Raw genomic sequence first — 21,887 nt, 5'->3', positions numbered from 1 at the left:
ACTCACCATGGTTGCCAATCGCCAGGATCACCTGGAACCATTTTTAACCAGGTTTTTCTCGAGCAATTCGACCAGCTGGTACATAAGGGTGGCAAAAACAGCAATGACAAGCAGGGAGAGCAGGACGAGGGTGAAATCGAACACCTGAAAGCCGTAGATGATCATATATCCGAGGCCCTTGGCAGACACCAAAAACTCCCCTACAATAACACCGACCCAGGATAGGCCAACATTCACCTTTAACGTTGAAATGATCGTCGGAAAAGACGCCGGAAGTATAGCCTCCTTGAAACATTGCCGCCTTGTTGCCCCGAAGGTTTGCAGCACTTTTATAAAATTTGGATCTACTTCCTTAAAGGAAGTGTAAACAACAATGGTGGTGATAATAACCGATACCAGGGTGCCCATGGCGACAATGGAAGCCATATTGGGGCCAAGCGCCACAATCAGGATCGGCCCTAATGCGACCTTGGGCATGGCATTGAGAATGACGAGGTAGGGATCAAGTACTTTTGACAGAATTGGCGACCACCACAGGAGAGCGGCCAGGCATGTGCCAAGCAGCGTCCCAATAATGAAGCCGAGCACGGTTTCCGAAAGGGTGATGGAAAGATTAGCTGCAAGCGACCCGTCAAGGGATTTGCTGATAAAGAGTTTCCAAATGCTTGATGGAGAACTGAAAAGCAGCGGGTCGATCCATTGGTTTTTGCTAGCCATTTCCCAGCAGGCGAAAAACAGGATAAAGATGAGAAGCTGGGAATACCGGACCAGTCTTTTTTCGCGTTTCAGCTCTTTTAAATAGTGTTCATGCAGCAGTTTGACTTCATTATTCTGGTTCAAGTGACTCCAGCTCCTTCCATATCGTATTGAAAAGTTCATTGAACAATGGATGGTTCCTCGCTGCGAATGGCGGCCGTTTTTTCAGTTCGGAAGGAACAGGAAAGGATTTGTGGATGGTTCCCGGGCTTGCTGAGAACAGGATGATCCGGTCGCTCATTGCGATGGCCTCCCCGATATCGTGCGTGACAAGGATGGCTGTTTTGTTAAAGCGTTTAAGGGTATTGGAAACAAGGTCCTCCAGCTTCAGTTTCGTCTGGAAGTCGAGGGCGGAAAATGGCTCGTCAAGCATGAGCAGCTTAGGTTCAGCGGCGAGCGTCCTAACAAGCGCAACCCGCTGCCGCATGCCGCCGGAAAGCTGTTTTGGGTAGTCTGCTTCGACATTTTGAAGCCCCATTTGGTGCAGCAGTGACAGGGTCTGTTTTCTTTTATGGCCATCCAGGCTGCGATTTATCTTAAGGCCAAGCAGAATATTTTCCTCAATCGTCTTCCACGGGAACAGGTAATCCTGCTGCAGCATATAGCCAATCTCATTCTCAGCCCTGTTTACCGGTTTATTTTCCAGCAGGACTTTGCCGCGCGTTGGCTGGATCAGACCGGCGATGATGGAAAGGAGAGTGGTTTTACCGCAGCCGCTTGGGCCAAGGAAAGAAACGAATTCGCCTTCCTTGACCTCAAGTGAGATGTCCTTAAGGGCAGTCGTGGCAGAAGATACGGTAAAATACGTATGCTGGATCCCTTTGAGAGTTAAAAAGTCCATTGGCTGCACCCTTCCTTACTTTAAAATGCTTTCGGCAACGCTTGTATTGACAAGGTCCTCATGCTCAACATACTCAGGGAGTTCGCCTGCTTCATCCATAATGTCCTGAAGGTTGTTCCACTCATCTTCGTCAAGGATGGGATCTTTCGCAAATGATCCCTGGCTTTTATAGCGTTCAATGACCGTCTCGATAATGTCCAGTCCAGTGTCCTCAAAATAAGGCTGGATCACCTCGGCCACTTCAGCCGGGGGTGACGTCTCCACCCATTGCTGGGCTTTATAAATCGCCCGGGTAAACTTCTCGACTGTCTCGGCATTGTTTTTCATGAAGCTTTGTTTTGCCATGAAGGTGGTATATGGAACAAAACCGGACTCAGTTCCAAATGAGGCGACAATATGGCCTCTGCCTTCTTTTTCAAAAATGCTGGCAGTTGGTTCAAATAACTGGACATAATCTCCTGTACCCGAGGCAAAGGCACTTGGGATATTTGCAAAGTCAATATTTTGGATCAGTTTTAATTCGTCATGAGGGTCAATTCCATGCTGCTTTAACACAAACTCGCCAACCATCTGGGGCATTCCGCCTTTCCGCTGGCCAAGGAAGGTTGACCCTTTTAGTTGTTCCCAGGAGAAATTGTCCACGGGATTACGGGAAACAAGGAAGGTGCCGTCTGTTTGTGTCAGCTGGGCAAAATTGATCACAGGGTCATTTGAGCCCCTGGCGTAAACATAAATGGAAGTCTCCGAGCCAACCAGGCCTATATCCGCGCCATTGGAGAGAAGGGCAGTCATGACCTTGTCTCCTCCCCAAGCCGTTGTCAGCTCCACTTTCAGCCCTTCTTCTTCAAAGAATCCCTTGGCAAGGGCAACATATTGAGGGGCGTAGAAGATTGAACGCGTCACCTCGGACAGCCTGATGGTTTGAACCTTTTCCGTGCTGCAGGCAGCAAGGCCCAGCGTCAAAGCAAAGGCGAGAAGCAGTAAGCATGCTCGTTTGAACCACTTTTTCATTGTAAATCCTCCTCAGGTGCTGGTTTGGGGTAGTGTTACAAATATCGTATGGAAAAGAGCAAAAATGTGTGAATGCCCATTTAATCTGAAAAATAAAAGGGGGTGCCAGGCATTGACAGCAAACGGCGAAATCATTTCAAGACATAGGTTTCCATCCCCGAATCCTCGGGTCAAGATGGAAGTGGTCACCTATTATTCAGGAAGCCTTAAAGTAAAAGGGCTTCTGGCACAGCCGAAGGAAAAGGGCTGTCATGATGGATTCTTATATTTGCGGGGAGGAATCAAGAGCGTCGGCGAGGTTAGGCCAGCTCGGATTGCCCAGTTTGCTTCGGAAGGGTTTATTGTCTTTGCTCCGCATTACCGCGGTAATCGGGGAGGTGAGGGGAATGAGGACTTTGCCGGCAAGGACAGGCAGGATGCCTTTGCGGCTTTTGAACTGCTGCGGTCATTGCCTGACGTGGGCCGTATTCATGTGTTCGGGTTTTCCCGCGGCGGCGTCATGGCCCTTTATACAGCCATTCGTTACAAAGAGGCAGCTTCTGTTGTGACCTGGGGAGGCGTCAGCGATATGGCCCTGACCTATCTGGAGAGGAAGGATTTAAGGAGGATGATGAAGCGGGTCATTGGAGGAACCCCAGCCAAATTTCCCGGCCGTTACCGCTACAGGACACCGCTCTACGACCTAGAAAAAATCGAAGCTCCCGTTTTGATCATTCATGGAGAAAAGGACCGGAATGTCTCTGTAGAACATGCCCATCGTCTGGAAAAGCGGCTAAAGGATTTGGGGAAACCTGTGACAAGCTGGTATTTCAATGAATATACGCATTACTTCCCGCCGGCTGTGAACAGGCAGGTTGTAAAAGATTTAACTAATTGGATGAAAACCCAGTCTCTACAATGATAAAATACAGGTAAGAAATCTAGGAAGGAGTGCGCCGTATGGGGATGCCCCTGGAACTGAATACGATGATCGTCACTAAAGGAAGGGAAGAGCGGCTGGAAGAGAACCTGTTCTTGCTGGTAAAGGAAGGGTACCGGCTCTATCCGATTGATATCCCTCTTGAGGTAAGGAAAACGATTGAAGGCGACACTAGCGGAACAGCAATCATCAAGAAGCTTGAATGGTCCGGAAAAGAGACATTTGTGACCTATCAGCTTGTTTCACTTCATTCGACCAATTAAAAAAGCGCCGCGGCGCTTTTTTTTGTTTTAGGGAAGATTGTCCTGGGGTTGGGTGGAGATTGGCGCAAAAAGGGCTTCCCAAGTCCTGAAAAATTGCGCCAATGCAGGGTCTTGGCGCAAAAAATTCTACCCGTGGTTGGAGAAATTGCGCCAATGCAGGGTCTTGACGTAAAAAAGCTTCCCGAGTCCCAGAGAAATTGCGCCAATACAGGGTCTTAGCGCAAAAAAGTTTCCCGAGACCGGAGAAATTGCGTTAATGCGGGGTCTTGGCGCAAAAAAGTCTATCCAAAGCAAGTGAAATTGCGCCAATGCATCGGCTTTCTTCGCACAAAAATAAAAGGCAAGGGAAGCCCCTCGCCTTTAATACACTTCCTATGCAACAGGACCGCCTTTTTCCGCTATTCCAGCTGAAAGGCCTGTGAATTTTGTGAAGTTTTCGCGGAATTGGGCCGCGAGTTCCTGGGCTTTTTTACGGTAAGCTTCTGCATCCGGCCATGTTTTAACAGGCTGGAGCACTTCATCAGGCACACCAGGCACATGGAGAGGAATATCAAGGCCGAAAATTTCGTCCTTCACCGTTTCGACTCCGTTTAATTCACCTTCGAGTGCGGCCTGGACCATTGCCCTGGTATAGGCCAGCTTCATGCGGCTGCCGACACCATACTCTCCGCCAGTCCAGCCGGTATTGACCAGATAGACGCGTGCGCCGTATTCATCGATCTTTTCACCCAGCATTTCGGCATACCTTATGGCCGGAAGCGGCAGGAATGGAGAGCCGAAGCAAGTGGAGAAAGTCGCCTGCGGGGAAGTGATCCCTCTTTCCGTTCCGGCCAGCTTGGATGTATAGCCGCTCAGGAAATGGTACATGGCTTGTTCCTTTGTCAGTTTCGCAATCGGGGGCAGTACCCCGAAAGCATCCGCGGTTAAAAAGACAATCGCATTCGGGTGGCCGGCAACACTTGGCTCAACAATATTTTCAATTGCCTGGATCGGATAGGCTGCCCTCGTATTCTCGGTCAGGCTGCTGTCATCATAATCCGGTTCCCGGGTGTCCTGGTCAAGGACAACATTCTCAAGCACAGATCCGAAGCGGATGGCATCGAAGATTTGCGGTTCCTTTTCTTTTGAAAGGTTGATGCATTTTGCATAGCAGCCGCCCTCAATATTAAAGACCCCATTCGCCGACCATCCATGCTCATCATCCCCAATCAGGCGCCTGTTGTTGTCTGCCGACAGGGTCGTCTTTCCTGTTCCGGATAAACCAAAGAACAGGGCGACGTCCCCTTCACGGCCGACGTTCGCAGAGCAGTGCATCGACAGGATACCGCTTTCAGGAAGCAGGTAATTCATCACCGAGAAAATGGATTTTTTCATTTCTCCGGCATACTCAGTGCCGCCAATAAGGACGACCCGTTTCTCGAAGGATACGATGATGAAAGTCTCGGACGCGGTTCCGTCGACTTCGGGATCTGCCTTGAATCCCGGAGCGGAAATCACCGTGAATCCAGCTTCGTGACCCGCAAGTTCCTGCTCGTCCGGCCGGATGAACAGCTGATGGGCAAAGAGATTATGCCAGGCATACTCATTGATTACCTGGATGGGCAGACGGTGCTTTTTATCGGCTCCTGCAAATCCCTTAAAAACAAAGACTTCGGACCTTTCCTTCAGATACTGGAGGACCTTTGAATACAGGCTGGCAAAGACCTCTTCGGAAATAGGCTTATTTACCCTGCCCCAATCAATCTTGCCGGCAACGGAAGGTTCGTTGACGATAAACTTATCCTCGGGAGAACGTCCCGTGTACTTTCCTGTCAAGGCACAGACGGCTCCAGTGGCGGAGAGTGTGCCTTCCTTGCGGGCCAGAACCTTTTCAACTAACTGCGGGACAGACAGCTGGATCTTGATATTGTCCCCTTGGAGCAATTGAGTGACTTCGTTTTCGATGCTTACATAGGTCATCTGATGAATACCTTCCTTTTTATATGGTTTAAATGAAGTTGAAAGCATTTCCATCTCACAAATAGTATAACACATTAATATGATTAATCTATACTAATTGCGATAAAAAAACTGCATTTTTAGAATAGTTTTTTGCCAAAAGGACCTTTACCTAATTTGGGGTGTTTTTAACAGGGTAATAGCCTTTAGGATTTGAAAAATATTGTTGACATCTTTTTGGTGGTTGCGTATTATTGGGATTTGAACGGATACTCTCTTATCCCGAGCTGGTGGAGGGACAGGCCCAATGAAACCCAGCAACCTGCTGTAGAAGAAATACCTGTGAAAGGTGAATTCTCCTTAAGCGAAGGTGCTAACCTGAAGCAAGGAAACAGTCCTTGAACGATAAGAGCGAAAGGCGCTTGTGTGCATAAACCTTTCCTCGGCAAGCTGGGAAGGTTTTTTATTTTGCGTTATTTTTCTCATAAAATCTCAGTGTTTATTTCATACTACATAGGGAATGAGTACCGTATCAATCCGGAGTTCAAATTGAACTCGCGTTATAGTTTATATAGCCAAGAGGAGGAAATCAGATGTCAACAAGACGCCGTTTGTTTACTTCTGAATCAGTCACTGAGGGTCATCCTGACAAGATTTGCGACCAGATCTCAGACGCGATTCTGGATGCGATCCTGTCCAAGGATGCCAATGCCCGTGTTGCAGCAGAAACTTCTGTTACAACAGGATTGGTGCTGGTAGCAGGAGAAATCACCACTTCTACTTATGTGGACATTCCAAAAATAGTACGTGAAACCGTGAAAGAAATTGGCTATACACGTGCCAAATACGGATTTGACTCGGAAACATGCGCGGTACTTACTTCCATTGACGAGCAATCTGCCGATATCGCCATGGGTGTCGACCAGGCTCTTGAAGCCCGAGAAGGCCAAATGACGGATGAAGAAATTGAAGCAATCGGAGCAGGAGACCAAGGCTTGATGTTCGGCTTCGCCTGCAACGAAACAAAAGAGCTTATGCCTTTGCCAATTTCATTGGCGCACAAGCTTTCCCGCCGCCTGACGGAAGTCCGTAAAGAGGAAATCCTTCCTTACCTTCGCCCGGACGGCAAAACACAGGTTACTGTGGAATATGACGAAAATGACAAGCCGGTAAGAATTGATACGATTGTCATTTCCACTCAGCACCATCCTGAAGTAACCCTTGAGCAGATTCAGCGCACTCTTAAGGAGCATGTAATCAATCCGGTCGTTCCTCAAGAATTGATCGATGAAAATACAAAATACTTTATCAACCCGACAGGCCGTTTCGTTATTGGCGGACCTCAGGGAGATGCCGGTCTGACAGGCCGCAAGATCATTGTTGATACATACGGCGGCTATGCACGCCATGGCGGCGGCGCATTCTCCGGAAAGGATCCTACAAAAGTTGACCGTTCCGCGGCCTATGCTGCCCGCTATGTAGCCAAGAATATCGTAGCTGCAGGATTGGCGGAAAAAGTGGAAGTCCAGCTGGCTTATGCCATCGGTGTGGCCAAGCCTGTATCTATCTCTGTTGATACGTTTGGAACAGGAAAAGTGAGCGAAGACGTTTTAATTGACCTCGTATCCAGCAATTTTGACCTTCGCCCTGCCGGCATCATCAACATGCTTAACCTGCGCAAGCCGATTTATAAGCAGACAGCTGCATATGGCCACTTCGGCCGCTCTGATGTCGACCTCCCTTGGGAGCGCACAGACAAGGCAGACGCACTACGTGAGCAGGCTGGGGTATAAAGCGTAAGCGCCTTGCTCAGCTCCGACCAGCATAAGACGCTCCAGAATAGAAGGCGTTCTTTGCCTTCAATTCTGGAGTGGCTTATGACTCGAGCTGCTCAAAGCTACGCTTCTCGCAAGATACTCGAGGAAGCTAATCCAGGATGAAAACTGGCTAGGCGCTGAAGCTGGCAGTTATCTAAGTGCCTAAAATTCTTAAAAAAGCAGGGAGTTGCATTTAAAAAATGTAACTCCCGTTTTTGTTTTTCGTCCTATCATTGTGGGGAATTGGTTTGACCCGCCGCCAAAGCGTGTAAACTTTAATAGCTTCCTTTATTTTCATGGTGAAAAATTTCTCCTTCGTTCATGTCATTTAAAAGCAATTAGTGGTAGTATAGAGAGTATGCTTTTTAGCATTCACAATTTTTAAATGGAGTAGGTGACGTACATAATGTGTGGTTTTATCGGTTGTGTACATGATAATGCACAAGAATACAGCAGCACGCAAAAAGAGCTGTTTAAGAATATGAATGATATCATTACCCACAGGGGCCCGGATGATGACGGGTATTTCTATGACGAGCATATCCAATTCGGCTTCAGGCGCCTGAGCATCATTGACATTGAATGCGGCGCACAGCCTTTGACCTATGAAAACGAACGTTATTGGATTATTTTTAACGGTGAAATTTACAATTATGTTGAACTTCGCGAGGAATTGCTGAAAGAGGGACTTGAATTTGCGACCCATTCCGACACCGAGGTCATCATTGCCTTATACAGCCATCTTAAGGAAAAAGCAGTTGAAAAGCTTCGCGGCATGTTTGCGTTTGTGATTTGGGACAAAGAGGAACAAACCCTCTATGGCGCAAGAGACATGTTTGGCATCAAGCCGTTCTTTTATTTTGCCGATGGAGACCGGACATTCTTTGGGTCAGAAAAGAAAAGCATCCTGCTTGCGCTCGAGAACGATGTCCTGGACTATGAGTCGCTTCAATATTACCTGACCTATCAATATGTTCCTGAGCCGAACACAATGTCAAAGGGAATCCACAAGCTTGAACCAGGCCATTATTTTACCAAGAAAATTGGCGGCCCGATGGAAATCAAGCGATACTGGAAAGCCCACTTCCAGCCAGTCCAGAAATCGGAAGAGCATTATATTAAAGAAATCAGGGATGTATTGTTTGACTCCGTGAAAATCCATATGCGCAGTGATGTGCCGGTTGGTTCTTTTCTTTCCGGCGGGATTGATTCATCCATTATCGCCTCGATTGCAAAGGAGTTCCACCCGGCGATCAAGACGTTCTCGGTCGGGTTTGAACGCAATGGTTTCAGCGAAATTGATGTTGCGAAAGAAACGGCTGAAAAACTTGGAGTTGAAAACATCAGCTACGTCATCACCCCTGAGGAATATATGGCAGAACTGCCCAAAATCATGTGGCATATGGACGATCCGCTTGCCGACCCGGCAGCCATACCTCTTTATTTCGTGGCCCGTGAAGCCCGCAAGCATGTAACCGTCGTCCTTTCCGGCGAAGGTGCTGACGAATTGTTCGGCGGCTACAACATCTATCGCGAGCCTCAGGATCTGGAAATCTTCAATAAGATTCCTGCTCCTGGAAAGTCGCTTCTCAAGGGCATTGCCAAAATCATGCCGGATGGTATGAAAGGCAAGAGCTTCATTGAGCGCGGAGTCACTCCGATGGAAGAACGCTATATCGGCAATGCCAAAATGTTCACTGAAGAGGAAAAACGCGGGTTGCTGAATGTGTATCAGGAGGGACTGGACTATACCGATATCACCAAGCCGCTTTACCAGGAAAGCAGGGGCTATGACCCGGTAGACCGGATGCAGTATATCGACATCCATACATGGATGCGCGGAGATATCCTGCTGAAGGCGGACAAGATGACGATGGCCCACTCGCTTGAACTGCGCGTGCCTTTCCTTGACAAAGCGGTCTTTGAGACGGCTTCCAAAATTCCAACAAGCCTGAAGACGGCCAACGGGACAACGAAGTACATCCTGCGGAAGGCTGCGGAAGGCGTAGTGCCTGCCCATGTTCTTGACCGCAAAAAGCTGGGCTTCCCTGTGCCAATCCGCCACTGGCTGAAGGACGAGATGAATGAGTGGGCAAAGAAACTGATAAAGGAAAGCGACACAGGCCACCTTATTAATAAAGCCTACCTGTTGAAACTCCTTGATGACCATTGCCAGAATAAGGCCGACAACAGCCGTAAAATCTGGACTGTATTGATGTTCATGCTTTGGCACGATGTGTATGTAGAGAAAAAGTATTCGTTCCAGAAAGAATACGAAAAGCAGAAATCCCTGCAAGCATGATCAACAAAAACGCCCATGTCTCCAGCGAAGCATGGGCGTTTTTTCTGTTTCTTCAAAGGGTATGTAAATAATTAAGTATCCGCACCCTTTTGCAGGGATTTATAATATTGCGCCTTTTCGGCATACTCCCTGGTAATTCTCTGCATATCCTTAATATCTTCTTCATTCAGCTCACGGATCACCTTTGCCGGCCGGCCAAAGGCAAGCGTATTAGGAGGGATCTTCTTCCCCTGTGGAACAAGGCTGCCCGCTCCGATAAACGCTCCTTCGCCAATTTCGGCCTGGTCAAGAACGACGGATCCCATGCCAATCAGCGCATTTTTACGGACGATGCAGCTGTGGAGGATCACCTGGTGGCCAACGGTCACCTCGTCTTCGAGGATAAGCGGATTGCCGGGACTTTGATGGAGGACGGAATTGTCCTGGATATTCACCTTGTTTCCGATAATCGTCGGTGCCACGTCTCCCCGTATTGAGCTGTTGAACCAGACGCTGGACTCCTCGCCAATTTCAACTTCACCGGTTATGGTTACATAATCTGCAATAAAAGCGGAAGCTGCTATCTTTGGCGTTTTTCCGTGATAAGGGTAAATCATCGGATACTCACTCTCCTTGGGATGCAAATTTATAAAAATGGGGAAGATTGAACATAAGCACTTAAAAGTTGTTAATCTTCCCATTTCTGTCCATTATATATTATAGTTCTTTTAAATAGAGGAAGAAATAGAGGGGGAATGCACATGTGGAAATGGGAAGCGGATGGTGAAGCCAAAGCAGTAATTGTCATGGTGCACGGAGCGCTCGAGCATCACCGTCGTTACGGCTGGCTGATCCAAATGTGGAGACTGTCGGGTTTTCATGTGATTATGGGTGACTTGCCTGGACAAGGCATGACAACGAGATCCAACAGGGGCCATATTGATTCCTTCGATGAATATTTATTGGAAGTGAAAGACTGGATCCAGGCAGCCTACAGCTTTGAACTGCCCGTTTTTCTTCTTGGCCACAGCATGGGAGGCCTGGTGGCCATCAGGCTGCTTCAGGAAGAGAGGCTTAACCTGGCCGGAGTGATTCTCTCTTCTCCTTGTTTGGGGCTTGTCCAGCAGCCTTCGAGATTTTTGAAGTTTGTTTCCCACGGTGTGAACGCCGTTATGCCAGGATTCAAGGTGTCACCTGGACTCTCCGTTGAACTGGCAACCCGGAATATGGAAGTAAGGGACGCGGACTTGAACGATTCCCTATATGTCACCAAGGTTTCTGTAAGATGGTACAGGGAGCTTGATGATGCCATGAAGCTGGCCTTTGACAATTTGCAGGAAACACAGAACATCCCCATGCTGGTCATGCAGGGAGGGGACGACCGGATTGTAGACAAGCAGCTGGTAAAGGAATGGTTCAACTATGTGCCATTATCGGAAAAACGCTATAAGGAATGGCCGGCCTTTTATCACGAAATATTCAATGAACCAGAACGCGAAGAAGTATTTGAATACGCCAAGGACTTTGTTATCAGCCAATTAAAAGCGATTGGCTATGTTTATTAGGAAGGGGGGAGCTTATGGGGATACCGCAAATGCCCCTCAGTTTAATGTTCCGAGTCTATCGTAAAGTCTTTCCCCAGGTCCACCGGGAGCTTGAATCCTGGAAACGGAAGGCGGAATGCATCCCTGACCCGGAACTGCGCAGGCAAGCTCTTGCCAGCATTGAGGGAAAGACGTTTCATTGTGAAGGCGGAGCAATCATGAGCCTGATTGCCCTCGGGAATTATCAAAGAGCCATCTCGTTCATTGTCGCCTATCAGACAATCAGCGATTATCTCGACAATCTCTGCGACCGGAGCACTTCCCTTGACCCCCGCGATTTTGCTGCTTTGCATGAATCGATGGAGGATGCCCTTACCCTTGACGGTGAGCTTCGGGATTATTACCGGATGCGGAAGGAACAGGATGATGGCGGGKATCTGGCACAGCTTGTGCTGGCCTGCAGGAAGGAATTGCGTGGAGTGGAACATTATCATGGCATCTCAAAGCATATGCTTGAATTGTGCAGATATTATTGCGACCTGCAAATCCATAAACATGTGCAGCAGAGTGAAAGGGTAGCAAGACTGAAAGAGTGGCATGACCGCAACCGGAGTAAATGTCCCGACATGCAATGGTATGAATTTTCAGCCTGCACAGGTTCTACGCTGGGCGTTTTTTGCCTCGTTTCCTATGCGCTTCGGAACGACTTCAGGCCCGAATATGCAGAAAGCATTAAAAGCGGCTATTTTCCATACATACAAGGACTCCATATTTTACTGGATTACTTTATCGACCAGGAAGAAGACAGGCGGGAAGGCGATTTGAATTTCTGCTTTTATTATGAAAATGAAGAAGCGCTTTTCAGCAGGCTTACCCATTTTATCGAGAACGCCGACCACTATACGGCCGAACTGCCGCACCGCCGCTTTCACCAGCTGATCAACCGCGGCTTGCTGGGAGTCTATTTATCAGATGAAAAAGTCCAGCGCCAGCAAAAGGTCAAAAAACTAGCAAAAGGCATCATTAAAAACGGCGGCCCGATCAGCTACTTTTTTTATTTGAACGGGCGCGCTTACCGTTCCTTTCAAAAATTGATGCCGGCCGGAATGACAAGGGTATTTGGCAAGTGATCGGAAGATATCGGCATAAAAAAGGAACCCCGGGGGGAGCCATTCTCCTGCGGGGTTCCTTTTTCTTTTTATGAACGCTTTTCAATCGCAATGATAAACGGAGGATTATTTTTCTGGTTCAGGAATTGGTATTGCAAGACATGGGCCCTGTTCTGGTCAAGGGATGAGGCATAGTCAAGCAGGGTGTCGCGTTCAACCTGGCCTTCAGGATGGCCGTGATATACAACGATCACAATGATGCCCTCCGGAGCAAGCATGTCGAGAATCTGGTCCACCGCCGATATGGTGGTTTGGGGCACGGTAACGATGCTCTTGTCTCCCCCTGGAAGGTAGCCAAGATTAAAGATGGCACCTGCGACTTTTCCGTGGGCAGAGACAGGCAGCGTTGTTCTTACATGTTCATGACCTTTCTGATATAAGGACACTCTCTCCAGAAGCTCCCGGTCCTTGAGTTTTGCTTTGCAGGAAGCAAGCGCCTGTTCCTGGATGTCAAAGCCGTAGACCTGACCGCCGGGACCAACCAGTCCCGAGAGGAAGACAGTGTCATGGCCGTTTCCGACTGTGGCATCGACAGCGATATCCCCTGTTTTAACTGACCTTTCCAGAAGGGTTCTTGCAAAAGGCAGGATTCGTTCAAGCTTCATGCCGATGTTCCTGCCTTTGCCTGGGAATAATGTTTCCCCTGCCAGCTTCCGCGGCGTTTTAGCTCTGCATCAATGGCATTGAGAACCTCCCATTTGCTGACGCTCCACATGGGACCGATCATCAGGTCGATAGGGCCATCTCCGGTAATCCGGTGGACAATCATCTCAGGCGGCAGGATTTCCAGCTGGTCGCAAACCAAATTCACATATTCGTCGAATGTTAAGAATTCCAGAAGCCCCTTTTCATACTGCTTGACCATCGGTGTTCCTTTGAGAAGGTGGAGAAGGTGGATTTTGATTCCCTGTACATCCAGATTGGCAACAGCCTTGGCACTTTCCATCATCATCGCTGGTGTTTCAAGGGGAAGGCCATTGATGATGTGCGAACAGATCCGGATCCCGTGTTTCCTGAGTTTATGGACACCCTCGACATAGGCAGGAAAGTCATGGGCCCGGTTGATCAGTCTGCCGGTCTGTTCATGGACGGTCTGCAGTCCGAGCTCGACCCATAAATACGTCCTTTCATTCAATTCAGCCAGATATTCGACCACGTCATCCGGCAGGCAATCCGGTCTGGTTGCGACCGACAGCCCTACGACCCCCTCTTGCTTAAGGACGGTTTCGTATTTTTCCCTGAGCACATCCACTGGGGCATGCGTGTTGGTGAAAGCCTGGAAATAAGCCATGTATTTGCCATCTTTCCATTTATCATGCATTTTGTCTTTTATTGTTGAGAACTGAACTTCCAGGGGTTCAGCCCTGTTTCCGGCAAAATCTCCGGAACCGGCAGCACTGCAGAATGTACATCCTCCGTAGGCCACGGTGCCGTCCCGGTTTGGACAGTCGAAGCCGCCGTCGAGCGCGACTTTAAAAACCTTATGGCCAAAGTGCTGGCGCAAGTGGTAATTCCATGTATGATAGCGTTTATTGTCAAGGCTGTATGGGAAAGAGTGGACTTGATTCATTGAAGCCTCCTGTGTGAAAATTTGTGCAGTCGGCAACTTTTTAGTTCCAGTGCCTGCGCATTCTAAAAAGAATTGTACCATGACAAATGTCCTGCTCCAATCCCGAAACCCAAATGGAAGCATTTGTACACCAGGGATTCGTGATAGGAAGGCTTGATGTGAACAAACTAAAAAGGAAGCATTTTGGCTTCATTATGACAAAAAGGGGGGCGTTTTCATTGGCGACAAGGCAATCGGTCGAGGAACATCTCCAACAATGTGAAGATGCCATCAGGATTGCTCAGGAGCAATATAAACAGGCCAGCATGCAGGAGCACTTGCATGAAGGCCAGTATACAGCCAGCTTGCAAATGCTTGAAGGTGCCTATAATGATATTGCCAAGCTGGCCTTGAGCTGCAACGGCCAGCAGCGTGAACAGCTGCACAGGATGAGGCTCCAGCTCCAGCAGCTGCAAAACGAAATGATCTTGCATGACCATTAGGAGGAGGAACACACATGAAAAAACGCTCCAAGCAAAATAACCCGGAACAAAAGACGCGGAATGGCATCAATAACCAGGACATGGAGCTAGGTTCAGACTATGATCCGGTCAAGAAAGCAAAATTGAAGTATGAAGAGTCAGGCGGACAGCCAGTAAAATCAAAGTTCCATCCTGAACCCGAGCAATCACGATAACACTTTTTCGCCCCATTTCAACCATGAAATGGGGCTTTTTTTTGAACAATGTAAGGAGAAATTGAGGCAGAAGTTTTCAATATAGCCCTGTTCACAAAACGGATAAATTCCAGAAAAATTTCGTGATTTTCGTCACAGATGGAGCTCCTTTATAAATGGTTTAAATAGAGTAGGGGAAACATCCGGGATATTGAACATACCAAAACAAATGAAGATATGTGATGCAAATGCGCTCCTATTTGCAGGCAGGCAGAAAAAACCGGCGGCGAAGCAATCACTCTTGTGAAAATGTTCACGAATTCGTCACCAATTAATCAATAATAAGACAAGAACAATGGTTTGGAAAGGATGTTTAACAATGATAAAAAGAGCTCTGTTAGGGCCGCTGCTTTTCATTTTTCTCTTCACGGCACCATGGATGGCTTCGGCAGAAAATGCTTCGCCGCTGCAAATGGAGGAATTGACCATACAGGTAATGCCTGAATTTGCCTATCACCCAAAGGATAAAAAACAGGCTCATCCTCCTTTGCTCGTAGGCTATCATGGATCATTAAAAAATAATACCGGAGAACCCCAAAAAGGACAGGTGGAAATCCCTCTTCCTATGGGGGACGAAAATTTCAAAATTGGATTTGTAGCCGACTATTCCCGTGACCTCACAGAAATGAACGAAATTCAGTATGAGCTGAATAAAGAAGCCGGAACTATATCCTGGACAACCAGCGATGAAATACAGCCGCAGGAATTATACAAATTTGTAATCGAGTATTATACAGACAGCATCAAGGATGAAGGCGGAAAAAATACATTGCAGTACCAATTCCAGAGCTTTTCAGACATTGGGCTTATGAACCTTATATTCGTCGAACCATTGAAAACGGACCGCTTCAAGCTGATGCCAGAAGCAGAATCACACCAGAAAAACAGCTATAACATGAACATGTTCATCTATCAATTCCAGGGGATGAAGCCTGGAGATACGAAAGCGGTCAGCCTTGAATATGTCCGGGGCGAGGAAAAAACAACAGGGGAAATTATGGAAGAAATGGCCGGACCTTCTGCTGCCGCTGGCGCTGCTGCCAAGAATGAAGAAACCGTGCCAATCTGGATGATGGGTGCGATTGCGGGAGGCGTAAGTGCTGCCGCCGCCTTGCTCATTCTTTTCCTGAAAAACCGCTCGAAGGCATCGATTAAAAATGAGGAAATCACAGAATCAGCCCAGGAAGCAAAAAAAGCCAAACTCCGCTCCATGCTGATGGAAGGCAGAATCACTGAAGAGGAATATGCCAAATTGGCTAAAAAGCTGGGAGGGAAATAAAATGTCGAAAAATAAAAAGATAATTTCCGCTTTGGCGCTTATGGGCATGGCTATTTTCATCATGGCCTTCGCATCCATGCCTGCTGCCGGGAGCAAGGAAATCACGATCACAAACTTAGCGGAGGAAAGCGGAAAATTCGATGGTGACTATGTGATGACACAAGGGCTCCTGATTAAAGACTCCATCAAGTGGAATGCAGATAAGCTTGAGCTTCGGTTTGAAATTTATGATGAGAATGAAACGGTGCTTTCGGTGTTCCACAAAGGAGTACAGCCGGATAATTTTACAGACGATGTGATTGTCATAGTGGAAGGTTTCCTTCAGGACGATGGTGTCTTTGAGGCTGAAAAGGTCATGACTAAATGCCCTTCAAAATATGAAGGGGAGGACATGGAAAATTATGATGGTGAAATGCATAAAGAGCTCTTCAATGACTCACAGGAATAAAACAGATGGGTGGTCATCACTATGTACTTGATTGGCAGCATCACATTATATCTCGGCATTGCCATAGCTGCATATTCCATCATCGCCAATTTGATTGGGATTAAAAAGCAAAGCAGCAGGTGGCTGGAAAGTGCGAGGGGCGGAGTTCTCTCCCTTGTCTTCGTTTCACTGATTGCCAGCTTCCTGCTGCTGTATCTGCTGGCAACAAGCCAGTTCCAGTTTGAATATGTAGCGGCCTATACAAGCAGGAACCTGCCGCTTGTCTACAAACTCACCGCCTTCTGGGCAGGCAATGCAGGCTCGCTTTTGCTTTGGACAGTCCTTATTTGCGGATACACAGGTATCCTGGTTTTCTCGAGGGAAAAGAACAACCCGATGATGCCATATGTATCGGTCATCCTCCTCCTCAATATCCTGTTCTTTTTCACCGTGATGGTGCTGGGCGGGAACCCGTTCGCAATGACGGAAATGATTCCGGCCGACGGAAAAGGGCTAAATCCGATGCTGCAGCACCCGGGCATGATCCTTCATCCGGTCACATTATATCTGGGATATGTGGGGCTTGCCGTACCATTTGCGTTCGCAATTGCGGCGCTCATTTTAAAGCGGATGGATGCCGAGTGGATCAAATTGACCCGGCGCTGGACGATTACCGCCTGGCTTTTCCTTACACTCGGAAATATGATTGGCGGCTGGTGGGCTTATCTGGAACTTGGCTGGGGCGGCTACTGGGCATGGGATCCGGTCGAGAATGCCAGCTTCCTTCCGTGGCTTACAGTCTCGGCTTTCCTCCATTCGGTTATGATCCAGGAACGCAAAGGGATGCTTAAAACCTGGAATATCAGCCTTATCATCATTTCTTACATCCTGACCCTGTTCGGGACATTCCTTGTCCGAAGCGGTGTTTTAACAAGCGTACATGCTTTTGGCAGCGGGCCGCTTGGAACGTATTTCCTGATTTTCATGTCATTTATGATGCTGCTGTCCATCTATATTGTGATGACCAGGTACCAGTTGATTAAAAAAGATACCCTGCCTATAGAATCCTATTTTTCAAAGGAAAGCTCGTTTTTGCTCAATAACCTGATCCTTGTTGCGGGTGCGTTTGCGGTCTTTTGGGGCACCATGTATCCGCTCATCTCCGAGACGGTATCAGGAACCAAGATTAATGTGGGAGCTCCCTATTTCAACTCTGTCATGAGCCCAATCCTGCTCCTGCTGATCCTTCTGATGGCAGTCTGCCCGCTGATTGCCTGGCAGAAGGCGACAGTTGAAAGGTTTTTGAAAAACGCCCTCTGGCCTTTTGCCGCAGGAATGGCTGTGGCAATCATCCTGGTTGCTTTTGGTGTAAGAGGAACTTTCGCCATCATCGGACTGGCTTCAACGGTGTTCATGTTTGCAACCCACATCCAGGAGTTTGTCCAGGGGACCATGGCGCGGATCAAAGCAACAAAGGAAAACGCGCTAACTGCTGCATACAGGCTGACCAGGAAAAACCAGAGAAGGTATGGAGGTTATATCGTCCATATGGGGATCGCCGTGATTGCGATTGGCGTCATCTCCTCCCACGCCTATTCAGAAGAAGTACTCAAAACGATGGAAACGGGCGAGAGCCTTGCCATCGGAGACTATGAGCTGACCTTCAAAGGATTGAGTGAGCATACCAAAAACGGCAATGGCATTGTTGCTGCCGAACTTGAAACGGTTTATAAAGGCAAAAAGGCCGGAACCATCAAGCCTGAAAAAATCTTTTACGAAACTTGGCCCGAGCCATCGACAGAAGTGGCCATTAAAACCAACTTTACGGAAGATCTCTATGTTGTTTTAAGCTCCTGGGAGAACAGGGATAAAGTAACGCTCCAGGTAAAAGTGAACCCGTTTGTAAGCTGGATATGGACAGGAGGAATCATCATGGTCCTTGGCACAGCAGTCGCGCTTATTGGCGGGAAAACGACTTCATCCCGGGTCTCAAGGGCTTTAAGGTCAGGAAGGTGATAGAAATGCGTACAAAAGTGCTGCTGGCGATTTTCATACTCTCAATGGTGCTTCCAGGGCCGGCTTTTGCAGGATTCGATGAGAACTCGAAGGAATTCCAGAATGTGATCAAGCAGCTGGATATGCAGGGACATGCAGATGATGAACTGTCTTCCTGCAAGGTTAAGCAAATCTATTATGAAGAGGTTGTTGAAATGCTTAACTCCGGAATGTCGGAAGCGGAGATTCTTCAATCCTATGTTGATGAATACGGGCAGGCTGCCTTAAGGACGCCTGCCACAGATAAGAGCGGCCTTGTTGCCTGGGGAATGCCGTTTGCAGGCCTGGCAGCTGGTGTTGCCATCGTTGCACTATGGCTGAGAAGGGGAAAAGCCAGGGGCGGGAAAGAGGAAGGKATGCTTAGCGCGAAATGGGAATCCCAAACCGAAAAAGAAATCGCCGAGAAAATGTTCGAGGAAGAGCGGCGGAAGCATTTTTAAAAGGAGCTGGTTCCATGGAAATTGTGTTTATGATGACAGGCTCTGCGATTATCCTGACTTGTTTCTATTTTATCGTCACTCCATTCTTTTCCGTCCAGGCTAAGCTTGCAGAAGGAGTAGATGAGGGAGATGGGCGGCTGACACTTGACCAGGTTTATGGCGCCGTAAATGAGCTTGAAATGGATTACCTGATGAAAAAGATAAAAGAAAAAGACTTCCTGCAATTAAAAGAGCAATATCAGCTGCTGGCTGCCGAGCTTATGAAAAAGGAAAGCATCCCGAGGAAGCAAATGGCTGCTTCCAAATCAGAGGAAGCGGAGCTCGAGATTCTGCGCGAATTGCAAAAATTGAGGAAGCAGAAAGGAAGATAATCATGGGCAGCCTACCAGCATTCCATCCTGAATGGCTGATCAGGTTCTGGTTCGGAACCCCTGGGCTTAACAGGCTGGACCCCCATCTTACCCTGGCCTTATTGACCCTTGCGCTTCTATTCCTCTATATGAAAAAAAGGCGCACACCGGAAATCACACCGGATCCCGATGAAGAACGGTTTAAGCACCTGCTGGCAAAACAGAGGATCATTGAGAGACAGTTGGATGAACTTAGAGACAGCCATGAGCAGAAACAGATTGGCGACGAGCTTTATTGGGCGAAAAGGAACGAATTTCAAAAGCACCTTGAAAGAACAAGGCAGGAATTACGCCAATTTACTTTATGAAAGAGTTGGAGAGCATGCTTGAACTAAAAAATATGACCAAGGTAATTGGTGAGAAAATCATACTCCGCAATATCACGCTAACGCTGCGGGAAGGGGAGACCCTGGCAGTTATCGGCCCAAATGGCGCCGGGAAAAGCACTTTTTTCAAATGTACGGTCGGACTGCTGCAGCCAAGCAGCGGCGAAATCATCCTTGACGGCGAAGCGGTGAAGAAAAAGTCTGCCGCAGTCAAAAAGAAAATAGGTTTTCTCGGCCATGAATCCTTCCTGTACAGCAACATGACGCCGCTGGAAAATCTGAAATTTTACGGCAAGCTGTACAAAGTCAGGGATCTGGACAAGAAAACAAAGGAACTGCTTAAGGAAGTTGGGTTGTATTTATTCCGGGACACGCCGATCCACTCTTTCTCAAGGGGAATGCTTCAAAGGCTGGCAATTGCCAAAGTGCTGCTTCCGGAACCGAAAATCCTAATGCTGGATGAGCCTCATACCGGCCTGGATCAGGAAGCAGTCGCATTGCTTAATAGAATCATAAAAGAAAAGCAGCAGGGAGGCACCTCCATCCTGATTATCTCCCACGATTTTGAACAGGTTCACGCGTTGGCTGACCGAGTGGCCATCCTGAAAAAAGGAAAAGTGGTCGATACCATTGAACTGGCTAAACACTTGGAACTTCAGGAAATGAAAGCCTGGTATGAAAAGGTGGTGAAGGAGGCATGACATCCATCTTAAGCGATGCGCTTACGATTGCAGGCAAGGATTTGCGGAATGAGTTCAAATCGAAGCAGACCATCGGCATGATGGTCATCTTTTCAGCACTTGTCATCCTTGTTTTCAGCTTTGCGTTTGACCCGACAAACAATATGGTAAGGGCGGTCATTCCCGGATTGGTCTGGGTCATCACTGTATTTGCAGGCATTCTGGGGCTTAACCGCTCGTTCATTTCCGAATTGGATAATGATTCGCTCACAGGGCTGAGGTCTGCGCCAATCGATCCTGCCAGCATCTATTTGGGAAAGGTGCTGGCCAACTTCACCCTGGTTGCGGTCGTTCAGCTGATCAGCATCCCTGTATTGTTCATTCTGTTCGGGTACCGGTTCACAGGCTCGTATTTCTGGTTCATTCTTATCATCTTCGCCGGTACACTCGGCTTTATCATCGTTGGAACCTTCCTGTCCGCGCTGTCGGCCAATGCCAAGAACAGCGAGATGCTGCTGCCTGTATTGCTGCTGCCATTGCTGAGTCCGCTGATGATTGCCGCCGTGCAGGCAACAAGAGTCGTACTCGAAAGTGAGGAAATCCAGAACGCCGTTTCCTGGCTTCAGTTAATGGCAGCCTACGACTTATTGTTTTTTGGGGCTTGTTTTATATTATTTGAATTTTTAATGGAGGGTTCATGATGATCAAAAGTTCTGGCATGATTGATAAATTATTGTTCTATATTCTTGTTCCATCAATGTTTATCGCCATGTATTTAGTGTTTATCTGGTCACCGCAGGAAAAGGTGATGGGGGAAGTCCAAAAAATCTTTTATTTTCATGTCGGCACAGCCTGGGTGGCGTTCCTTGCATTTTTCGTTGTCGGCTTCTACAGTGTGATGACGCTCATTAAGCCAAAAGTAAACCGGTTCATTTATGCAGGTGTTTCCGCTGAAATCGGTGTACTGTTCACAACGCTGGCACTCCTCACAGGCATGATCTGGGGAAGGGCTAGCTGGAATGCATGGTGGAGCTGGGAGCCAAGGCTCATTACGACTCTAATTCTATGGTTTATCTATGTAGCCTATCTGTTTATCCGCAAAATGGATGGGTCCTGGGAAAAGATTGCTAAACTCTCGTCTGTTTTTGGAATCATCGGAGCCCTGAACGTGCCAATTGTATTCATGGCCATCCGCTGGTGGAACTCCAAGCTTCATCCCGTTGTTTTCGGTGAAGGCAAAAACCAGTCAGGCGGAGGAATCGAGCCTGAAATGCTCATCACCCTGCTGTTCAGCATCTTCACCATCACCATCCTGTACATCTTCCTCATGCGCAAGGGAGCCCAAATTGAAAAAATGCGCGACATCGTCAGAAAAGCAAAAACAAAAGCAATGAATCGGATTGCAAGTTAACAAGAAAAGCGGAGCCGACTGCCCAGGCCCGACAG

General features: G+C 47.9%; 24 protein-coding genes and 1 riboswitch. Of the genes, 17 read left to right on the top strand and 7 right to left on the bottom strand.

Annotation, left to right across the window (positions count from 1 at the left end; translation table 11 throughout):
* Positions 1-27: 27 nt before the first annotated feature.
* From ADU22_RS00170 to ADU22_RS00160, 3 genes are read right to left on the bottom strand one after another with little or no spacing between them, the layout of a single operon-like run.
* Positions 28-879: an ABC transporter permease gene (locus ADU22_RS00170; protein ID WP_053360361.1), complete on the bottom strand. Its 852-nt coding sequence runs from the start codon at positions 877-879 to the stop codon at positions 28-30.
* Complete coding sequence (locus ADU22_RS00165) at positions 827-1,597, bottom strand: ABC transporter ATP-binding protein (protein WP_053360360.1); 771 nt, start codon at positions 1,595-1,597, stop codon at positions 827-829. The genes ADU22_RS00170 and ADU22_RS00165 overlap by 53 nt, the downstream gene beginning before the upstream one ends.
* 15 nt (positions 1,598-1,612) lie before the next feature.
* Positions 1,613-2,608 carry an ABC transporter substrate-binding protein gene (locus ADU22_RS00160; RefSeq protein ID WP_053360359.1) on the bottom strand — a complete coding sequence of 332 codons (996 nt, stop codon included), beginning with the start codon at positions 2,606-2,608 and terminating at the stop codon, positions 1,613-1,615.
* 175 nt (positions 2,609-2,783) lie between these two features.
* Between ADU22_RS00160 and ADU22_RS00155 the strand changes: the two genes are divergently transcribed.
* Together ADU22_RS00155 and ADU22_RS00150 are read left to right on the top strand one after the other, a co-directional pair.
* Positions 2,784-3,509, top strand: a complete 726-nt coding sequence (locus tag ADU22_RS00155; RefSeq protein WP_231687937.1) for an alpha/beta hydrolase family protein — start codon at positions 2,784-2,786, stop codon at positions 3,507-3,509.
* A 38-nt stretch (positions 3,510-3,547) separates the two neighbouring features.
* Positions 3,548-3,790, top strand: a complete 243-nt coding sequence (locus tag ADU22_RS00150; RefSeq protein WP_053360357.1) for a DUF2584 domain-containing protein — start codon at positions 3,548-3,550, stop codon at positions 3,788-3,790.
* Between the two features lie 372 nt (positions 3,791-4,162).
* On the opposite strand, the gene pckA is transcribed toward ADU22_RS00150, so the two are convergent.
* On the bottom strand, positions 4,163-5,749 hold the full coding sequence (gene pckA / locus ADU22_RS00145) for a phosphoenolpyruvate carboxykinase (ATP) (protein WP_053360356.1): 1,587 nt from the start codon (positions 5,747-5,749) through the stop codon (positions 4,163-4,165).
* 253 nt (positions 5,750-6,002) lie between these two features.
* A riboswitch (SAM riboswitch) is annotated at positions 6,003-6,140 on the top strand.
* A gap of 181 nt (positions 6,141-6,321) precedes the next feature.
* Here pckA and metK point away from each other — a divergent pair.
* Together metK and asnB are read left to right on the top strand one after the other, a co-directional pair.
* The gene (metK, locus tag ADU22_RS00135) at positions 6,322-7,521 is read left to right on the top strand and encodes a methionine adenosyltransferase (RefSeq protein ID WP_053360354.1); all 1,200 of its coding nucleotides are present in this window, start codon (positions 6,322-6,324) and stop codon (positions 7,519-7,521) included.
* A gap of 430 nt (positions 7,522-7,951) precedes the next feature.
* Entirely contained in the window at positions 7,952-9,847 is a 1,896-nt protein-coding gene (gene asnB, locus ADU22_RS00130; protein WP_053360353.1) for an asparagine synthase (glutamine-hydrolyzing), read from the top strand.
* A 71-nt stretch (positions 9,848-9,918) separates the two neighbouring features.
* On the opposite strand, the gene ADU22_RS00125 is transcribed toward asnB, so the two are convergent.
* Positions 9,919-10,443 carry a gamma carbonic anhydrase gene (locus ADU22_RS00125; RefSeq protein ID WP_053360352.1) on the bottom strand — a complete coding sequence of 175 codons (525 nt, stop codon included), beginning with the start codon at positions 10,441-10,443 and terminating at the stop codon, positions 9,919-9,921.
* 144 nt (positions 10,444-10,587) lie between these two features.
* Between ADU22_RS00125 and ADU22_RS00120 the strand changes: the two genes are divergently transcribed.
* Together ADU22_RS00120 and tbcS are read left to right on the top strand one after the other, a co-directional pair.
* Positions 10,588-11,391 (top strand): alpha/beta hydrolase, encoded by an 804-nt coding sequence (locus ADU22_RS00120; protein ID WP_053360351.1) that lies wholly within the window; start codon positions 10,588-10,590, stop codon positions 11,389-11,391.
* A 14-nt stretch (positions 11,392-11,405) separates the two neighbouring features.
* Positions 11,406-12,500, top strand: a complete 1,095-nt coding sequence (gene tbcS / locus ADU22_RS00115) for a tetraprenyl-beta-curcumene synthase (protein WP_053360350.1) — start codon at positions 11,406-11,408, stop codon at positions 12,498-12,500.
* A gap of 68 nt (positions 12,501-12,568) precedes the next feature.
* On the opposite strand, the gene mnmM is transcribed toward tbcS, so the two are convergent.
* Together mnmM and mnmL are read right to left on the bottom strand one after the other, a co-directional pair.
* Positions 12,569-13,144, bottom strand: a complete 576-nt coding sequence (mnmM, locus tag ADU22_RS00110) for a tRNA 5-(aminomethyl)-2-thiouridylate-methyltransferase MnmM (protein WP_053360349.1) — start codon at positions 13,142-13,144, stop codon at positions 12,569-12,571.
* Positions 13,141-14,109 (bottom strand): tRNA modification radical SAM protein MnmL/YtqA, encoded by a 969-nt coding sequence (gene mnmL, locus ADU22_RS00105; protein WP_053360348.1) that lies wholly within the window; start codon positions 14,107-14,109, stop codon positions 13,141-13,143. Before mnmL ends, mnmM begins: the two co-directional genes overlap by 4 nt.
* A 218-nt stretch (positions 14,110-14,327) precedes the next feature.
* Here mnmL and ADU22_RS00100 point away from each other — a divergent pair, with 218 nt between their 5' ends.
* From ADU22_RS00100 to ADU22_RS00050, 11 genes are all read left to right on the top strand, one after another.
* Positions 14,328-14,591 carry a YtzC family protein gene (locus tag ADU22_RS00100; RefSeq protein WP_053364398.1) on the top strand — a complete coding sequence of 88 codons (264 nt, stop codon included), beginning with the start codon at positions 14,328-14,330 and terminating at the stop codon, positions 14,589-14,591.
* Between the two features lie 14 nt (positions 14,592-14,605).
* Positions 14,606-14,785, top strand: coding sequence for a hypothetical protein (locus ADU22_RS00095; protein ID WP_053360347.1), 180 nt, complete (start codon positions 14,606-14,608; stop codon positions 14,783-14,785).
* A gap of 358 nt (positions 14,786-15,143) precedes the next feature.
* Positions 15,144-16,103: a hypothetical protein gene (locus ADU22_RS00090; RefSeq protein ID WP_053360346.1), complete on the top strand. Its 960-nt coding sequence runs from the start codon at positions 15,144-15,146 to the stop codon at positions 16,101-16,103.
* Between the two features lies 1 nt (position 16,104).
* Positions 16,105-16,551 (top strand): cytochrome c maturation protein CcmE, encoded by a 447-nt coding sequence (locus tag ADU22_RS00085; RefSeq protein WP_053360345.1) that lies wholly within the window; start codon positions 16,105-16,107, stop codon positions 16,549-16,551.
* 21 nt (positions 16,552-16,572) lie between these two features.
* Positions 16,573-18,546: a heme lyase CcmF/NrfE family subunit gene (locus ADU22_RS00080; RefSeq protein ID WP_053360344.1), complete on the top strand. Its 1,974-nt coding sequence runs from the start codon at positions 16,573-16,575 to the stop codon at positions 18,544-18,546.
* A gap of 5 nt (positions 18,547-18,551) precedes the next feature.
* On the top strand, positions 18,552-19,025 hold the full coding sequence (locus tag ADU22_RS00075; protein WP_053360343.1) for a cytochrome c-type biogenesis protein CcmH: 474 nt from the start codon (positions 18,552-18,554) through the stop codon (positions 19,023-19,025).
* A gap of 14 nt (positions 19,026-19,039) precedes the next feature.
* Complete coding sequence (locus ADU22_RS00070) at positions 19,040-19,396, top strand: hypothetical protein (RefSeq protein WP_053360342.1); 357 nt, start codon at positions 19,040-19,042, stop codon at positions 19,394-19,396.
* Positions 19,397-19,398: 2 nt separating this feature from the next.
* Complete coding sequence (locus ADU22_RS00065; protein WP_053360341.1) at positions 19,399-19,743, top strand: hypothetical protein; 345 nt, start codon at positions 19,399-19,401, stop codon at positions 19,741-19,743.
* A gap of 14 nt (positions 19,744-19,757) precedes the next feature.
* Positions 19,758-20,462 (top strand): heme ABC exporter ATP-binding protein CcmA, encoded by a 705-nt coding sequence (ccmA, locus tag ADU22_RS00060; RefSeq protein ID WP_069188027.1) that lies wholly within the window; start codon positions 19,758-19,760, stop codon positions 20,460-20,462.
* Positions 20,459-21,142: a heme exporter protein CcmB gene (locus ADU22_RS00055; protein WP_053360339.1), complete on the top strand. Its 684-nt coding sequence runs from the start codon at positions 20,459-20,461 to the stop codon at positions 21,140-21,142. Before ccmA ends, ADU22_RS00055 begins: the two co-directional genes overlap by 4 nt.
* On the top strand, positions 21,142-21,852 hold the full coding sequence (locus ADU22_RS00050) for a cytochrome c biogenesis protein (protein ID WP_231687814.1): 711 nt from the start codon (positions 21,142-21,144) through the stop codon (positions 21,850-21,852). Before ADU22_RS00055 ends, ADU22_RS00050 begins: the two co-directional genes overlap by 1 nt.
* Positions 21,853-21,887: the final 35 nt, after the last annotated feature.

This window comes from Bacillus sp. FJAT-27251 (genome assembly GCF_001273925.1).
Lineage (GTDB): Bacteria > Bacillota > Bacilli > Bacillales > Cytobacillaceae > Mesobacillus_B.
This window is presented reverse-complemented; position numbering and strand designations above follow the sequence as displayed.

Bases quoted from the DNA above. Each gene is read 5' to 3' on its own strand.
- ADU22_RS00150 (WP_053360357.1), top strand. From the start codon at position 3,548: ATGGGGATGCCCCTGGAACTGAATACGATGATCGTCACTAAAGGAAGG.
- mnmL (WP_053360348.1), bottom strand. From the start codon at position 14,109: ATGAATCAAGTCCACTCTTTCCCATACAGCCTTGACAATAAACGCTAT.
- ADU22_RS00090 (WP_053360346.1), top strand. From the start codon at position 15,144: ATGATAAAAAGAGCTCTGTTAGGGCCGCTGCTTTTCATTTTTCTCTTC.
- ADU22_RS00095 (WP_053360347.1), top strand. From the start codon at position 14,606: ATGAAAAAACGCTCCAAGCAAAATAACCCGGAACAAAAGACGCGGAAT.
- ADU22_RS00170 (WP_053360361.1), bottom strand. From the start codon at position 879: ATGAACTTTTCAATACGATATGGAAGGAGCTGGAGTCACTTGAACCAG.
- ADU22_RS00065 (WP_053360341.1), top strand. From the start codon at position 19,399: ATGGGCAGCCTACCAGCATTCCATCCTGAATGGCTGATCAGGTTCTGG.
- ccmA (WP_069188027.1), top strand. From the start codon at position 19,758: ATGCTTGAACTAAAAAATATGACCAAGGTAATTGGTGAGAAAATCATA.
- pckA (WP_053360356.1), bottom strand. From the start codon at position 5,749: ATGACCTATGTAAGCATCGAAAACGAAGTCACTCAATTGCTCCAAGGG.
- ADU22_RS00080 (WP_053360344.1), top strand. From the start codon at position 16,573: ATGTACTTGATTGGCAGCATCACATTATATCTCGGCATTGCCATAGCT.
- ADU22_RS00160 (WP_053360359.1), bottom strand. From the start codon at position 2,608: ATGAAAAAGTGGTTCAAACGAGCATGCTTACTGCTTCTCGCCTTTGCT.
- ADU22_RS00165 (WP_053360360.1), bottom strand. From the start codon at position 1,597: ATGGACTTTTTAACTCTCAAAGGGATCCAGCATACGTATTTTACCGTA.
- ADU22_RS00070 (WP_053360342.1), top strand. From the start codon at position 19,040: ATGGAAATTGTGTTTATGATGACAGGCTCTGCGATTATCCTGACTTGT.
- ADU22_RS00125 (WP_053360352.1), bottom strand. From the start codon at position 10,443: ATGATTTACCCTTATCACGGAAAAACGCCAAAGATAGCAGCTTCCGCT.
- ADU22_RS00085 (WP_053360345.1), top strand. From the start codon at position 16,105: ATGTCGAAAAATAAAAAGATAATTTCCGCTTTGGCGCTTATGGGCATG.
- metK (WP_053360354.1), top strand. From the start codon at position 6,322: ATGTCAACAAGACGCCGTTTGTTTACTTCTGAATCAGTCACTGAGGGT.
- asnB (WP_053360353.1), top strand. From the start codon at position 7,952: ATGTGTGGTTTTATCGGTTGTGTACATGATAATGCACAAGAATACAGC.
- ADU22_RS00120 (WP_053360351.1), top strand. From the start codon at position 10,588: ATGTGGAAATGGGAAGCGGATGGTGAAGCCAAAGCAGTAATTGTCATG.
- ADU22_RS00050 (WP_231687814.1), top strand. From the start codon at position 21,142: ATGATCAAAAGTTCTGGCATGATTGATAAATTATTGTTCTATATTCTT.
- ADU22_RS00155 (WP_231687937.1), top strand. From the start codon at position 2,784: ATGGAAGTGGTCACCTATTATTCAGGAAGCCTTAAAGTAAAAGGGCTT.
- ADU22_RS00055 (WP_053360339.1), top strand. From the start codon at position 20,459: ATGACATCCATCTTAAGCGATGCGCTTACGATTGCAGGCAAGGATTTG.
- mnmM (WP_053360349.1), bottom strand. From the start codon at position 13,144: ATGAAGCTTGAACGAATCCTGCCTTTTGCAAGAACCCTTCTGGAAAGG.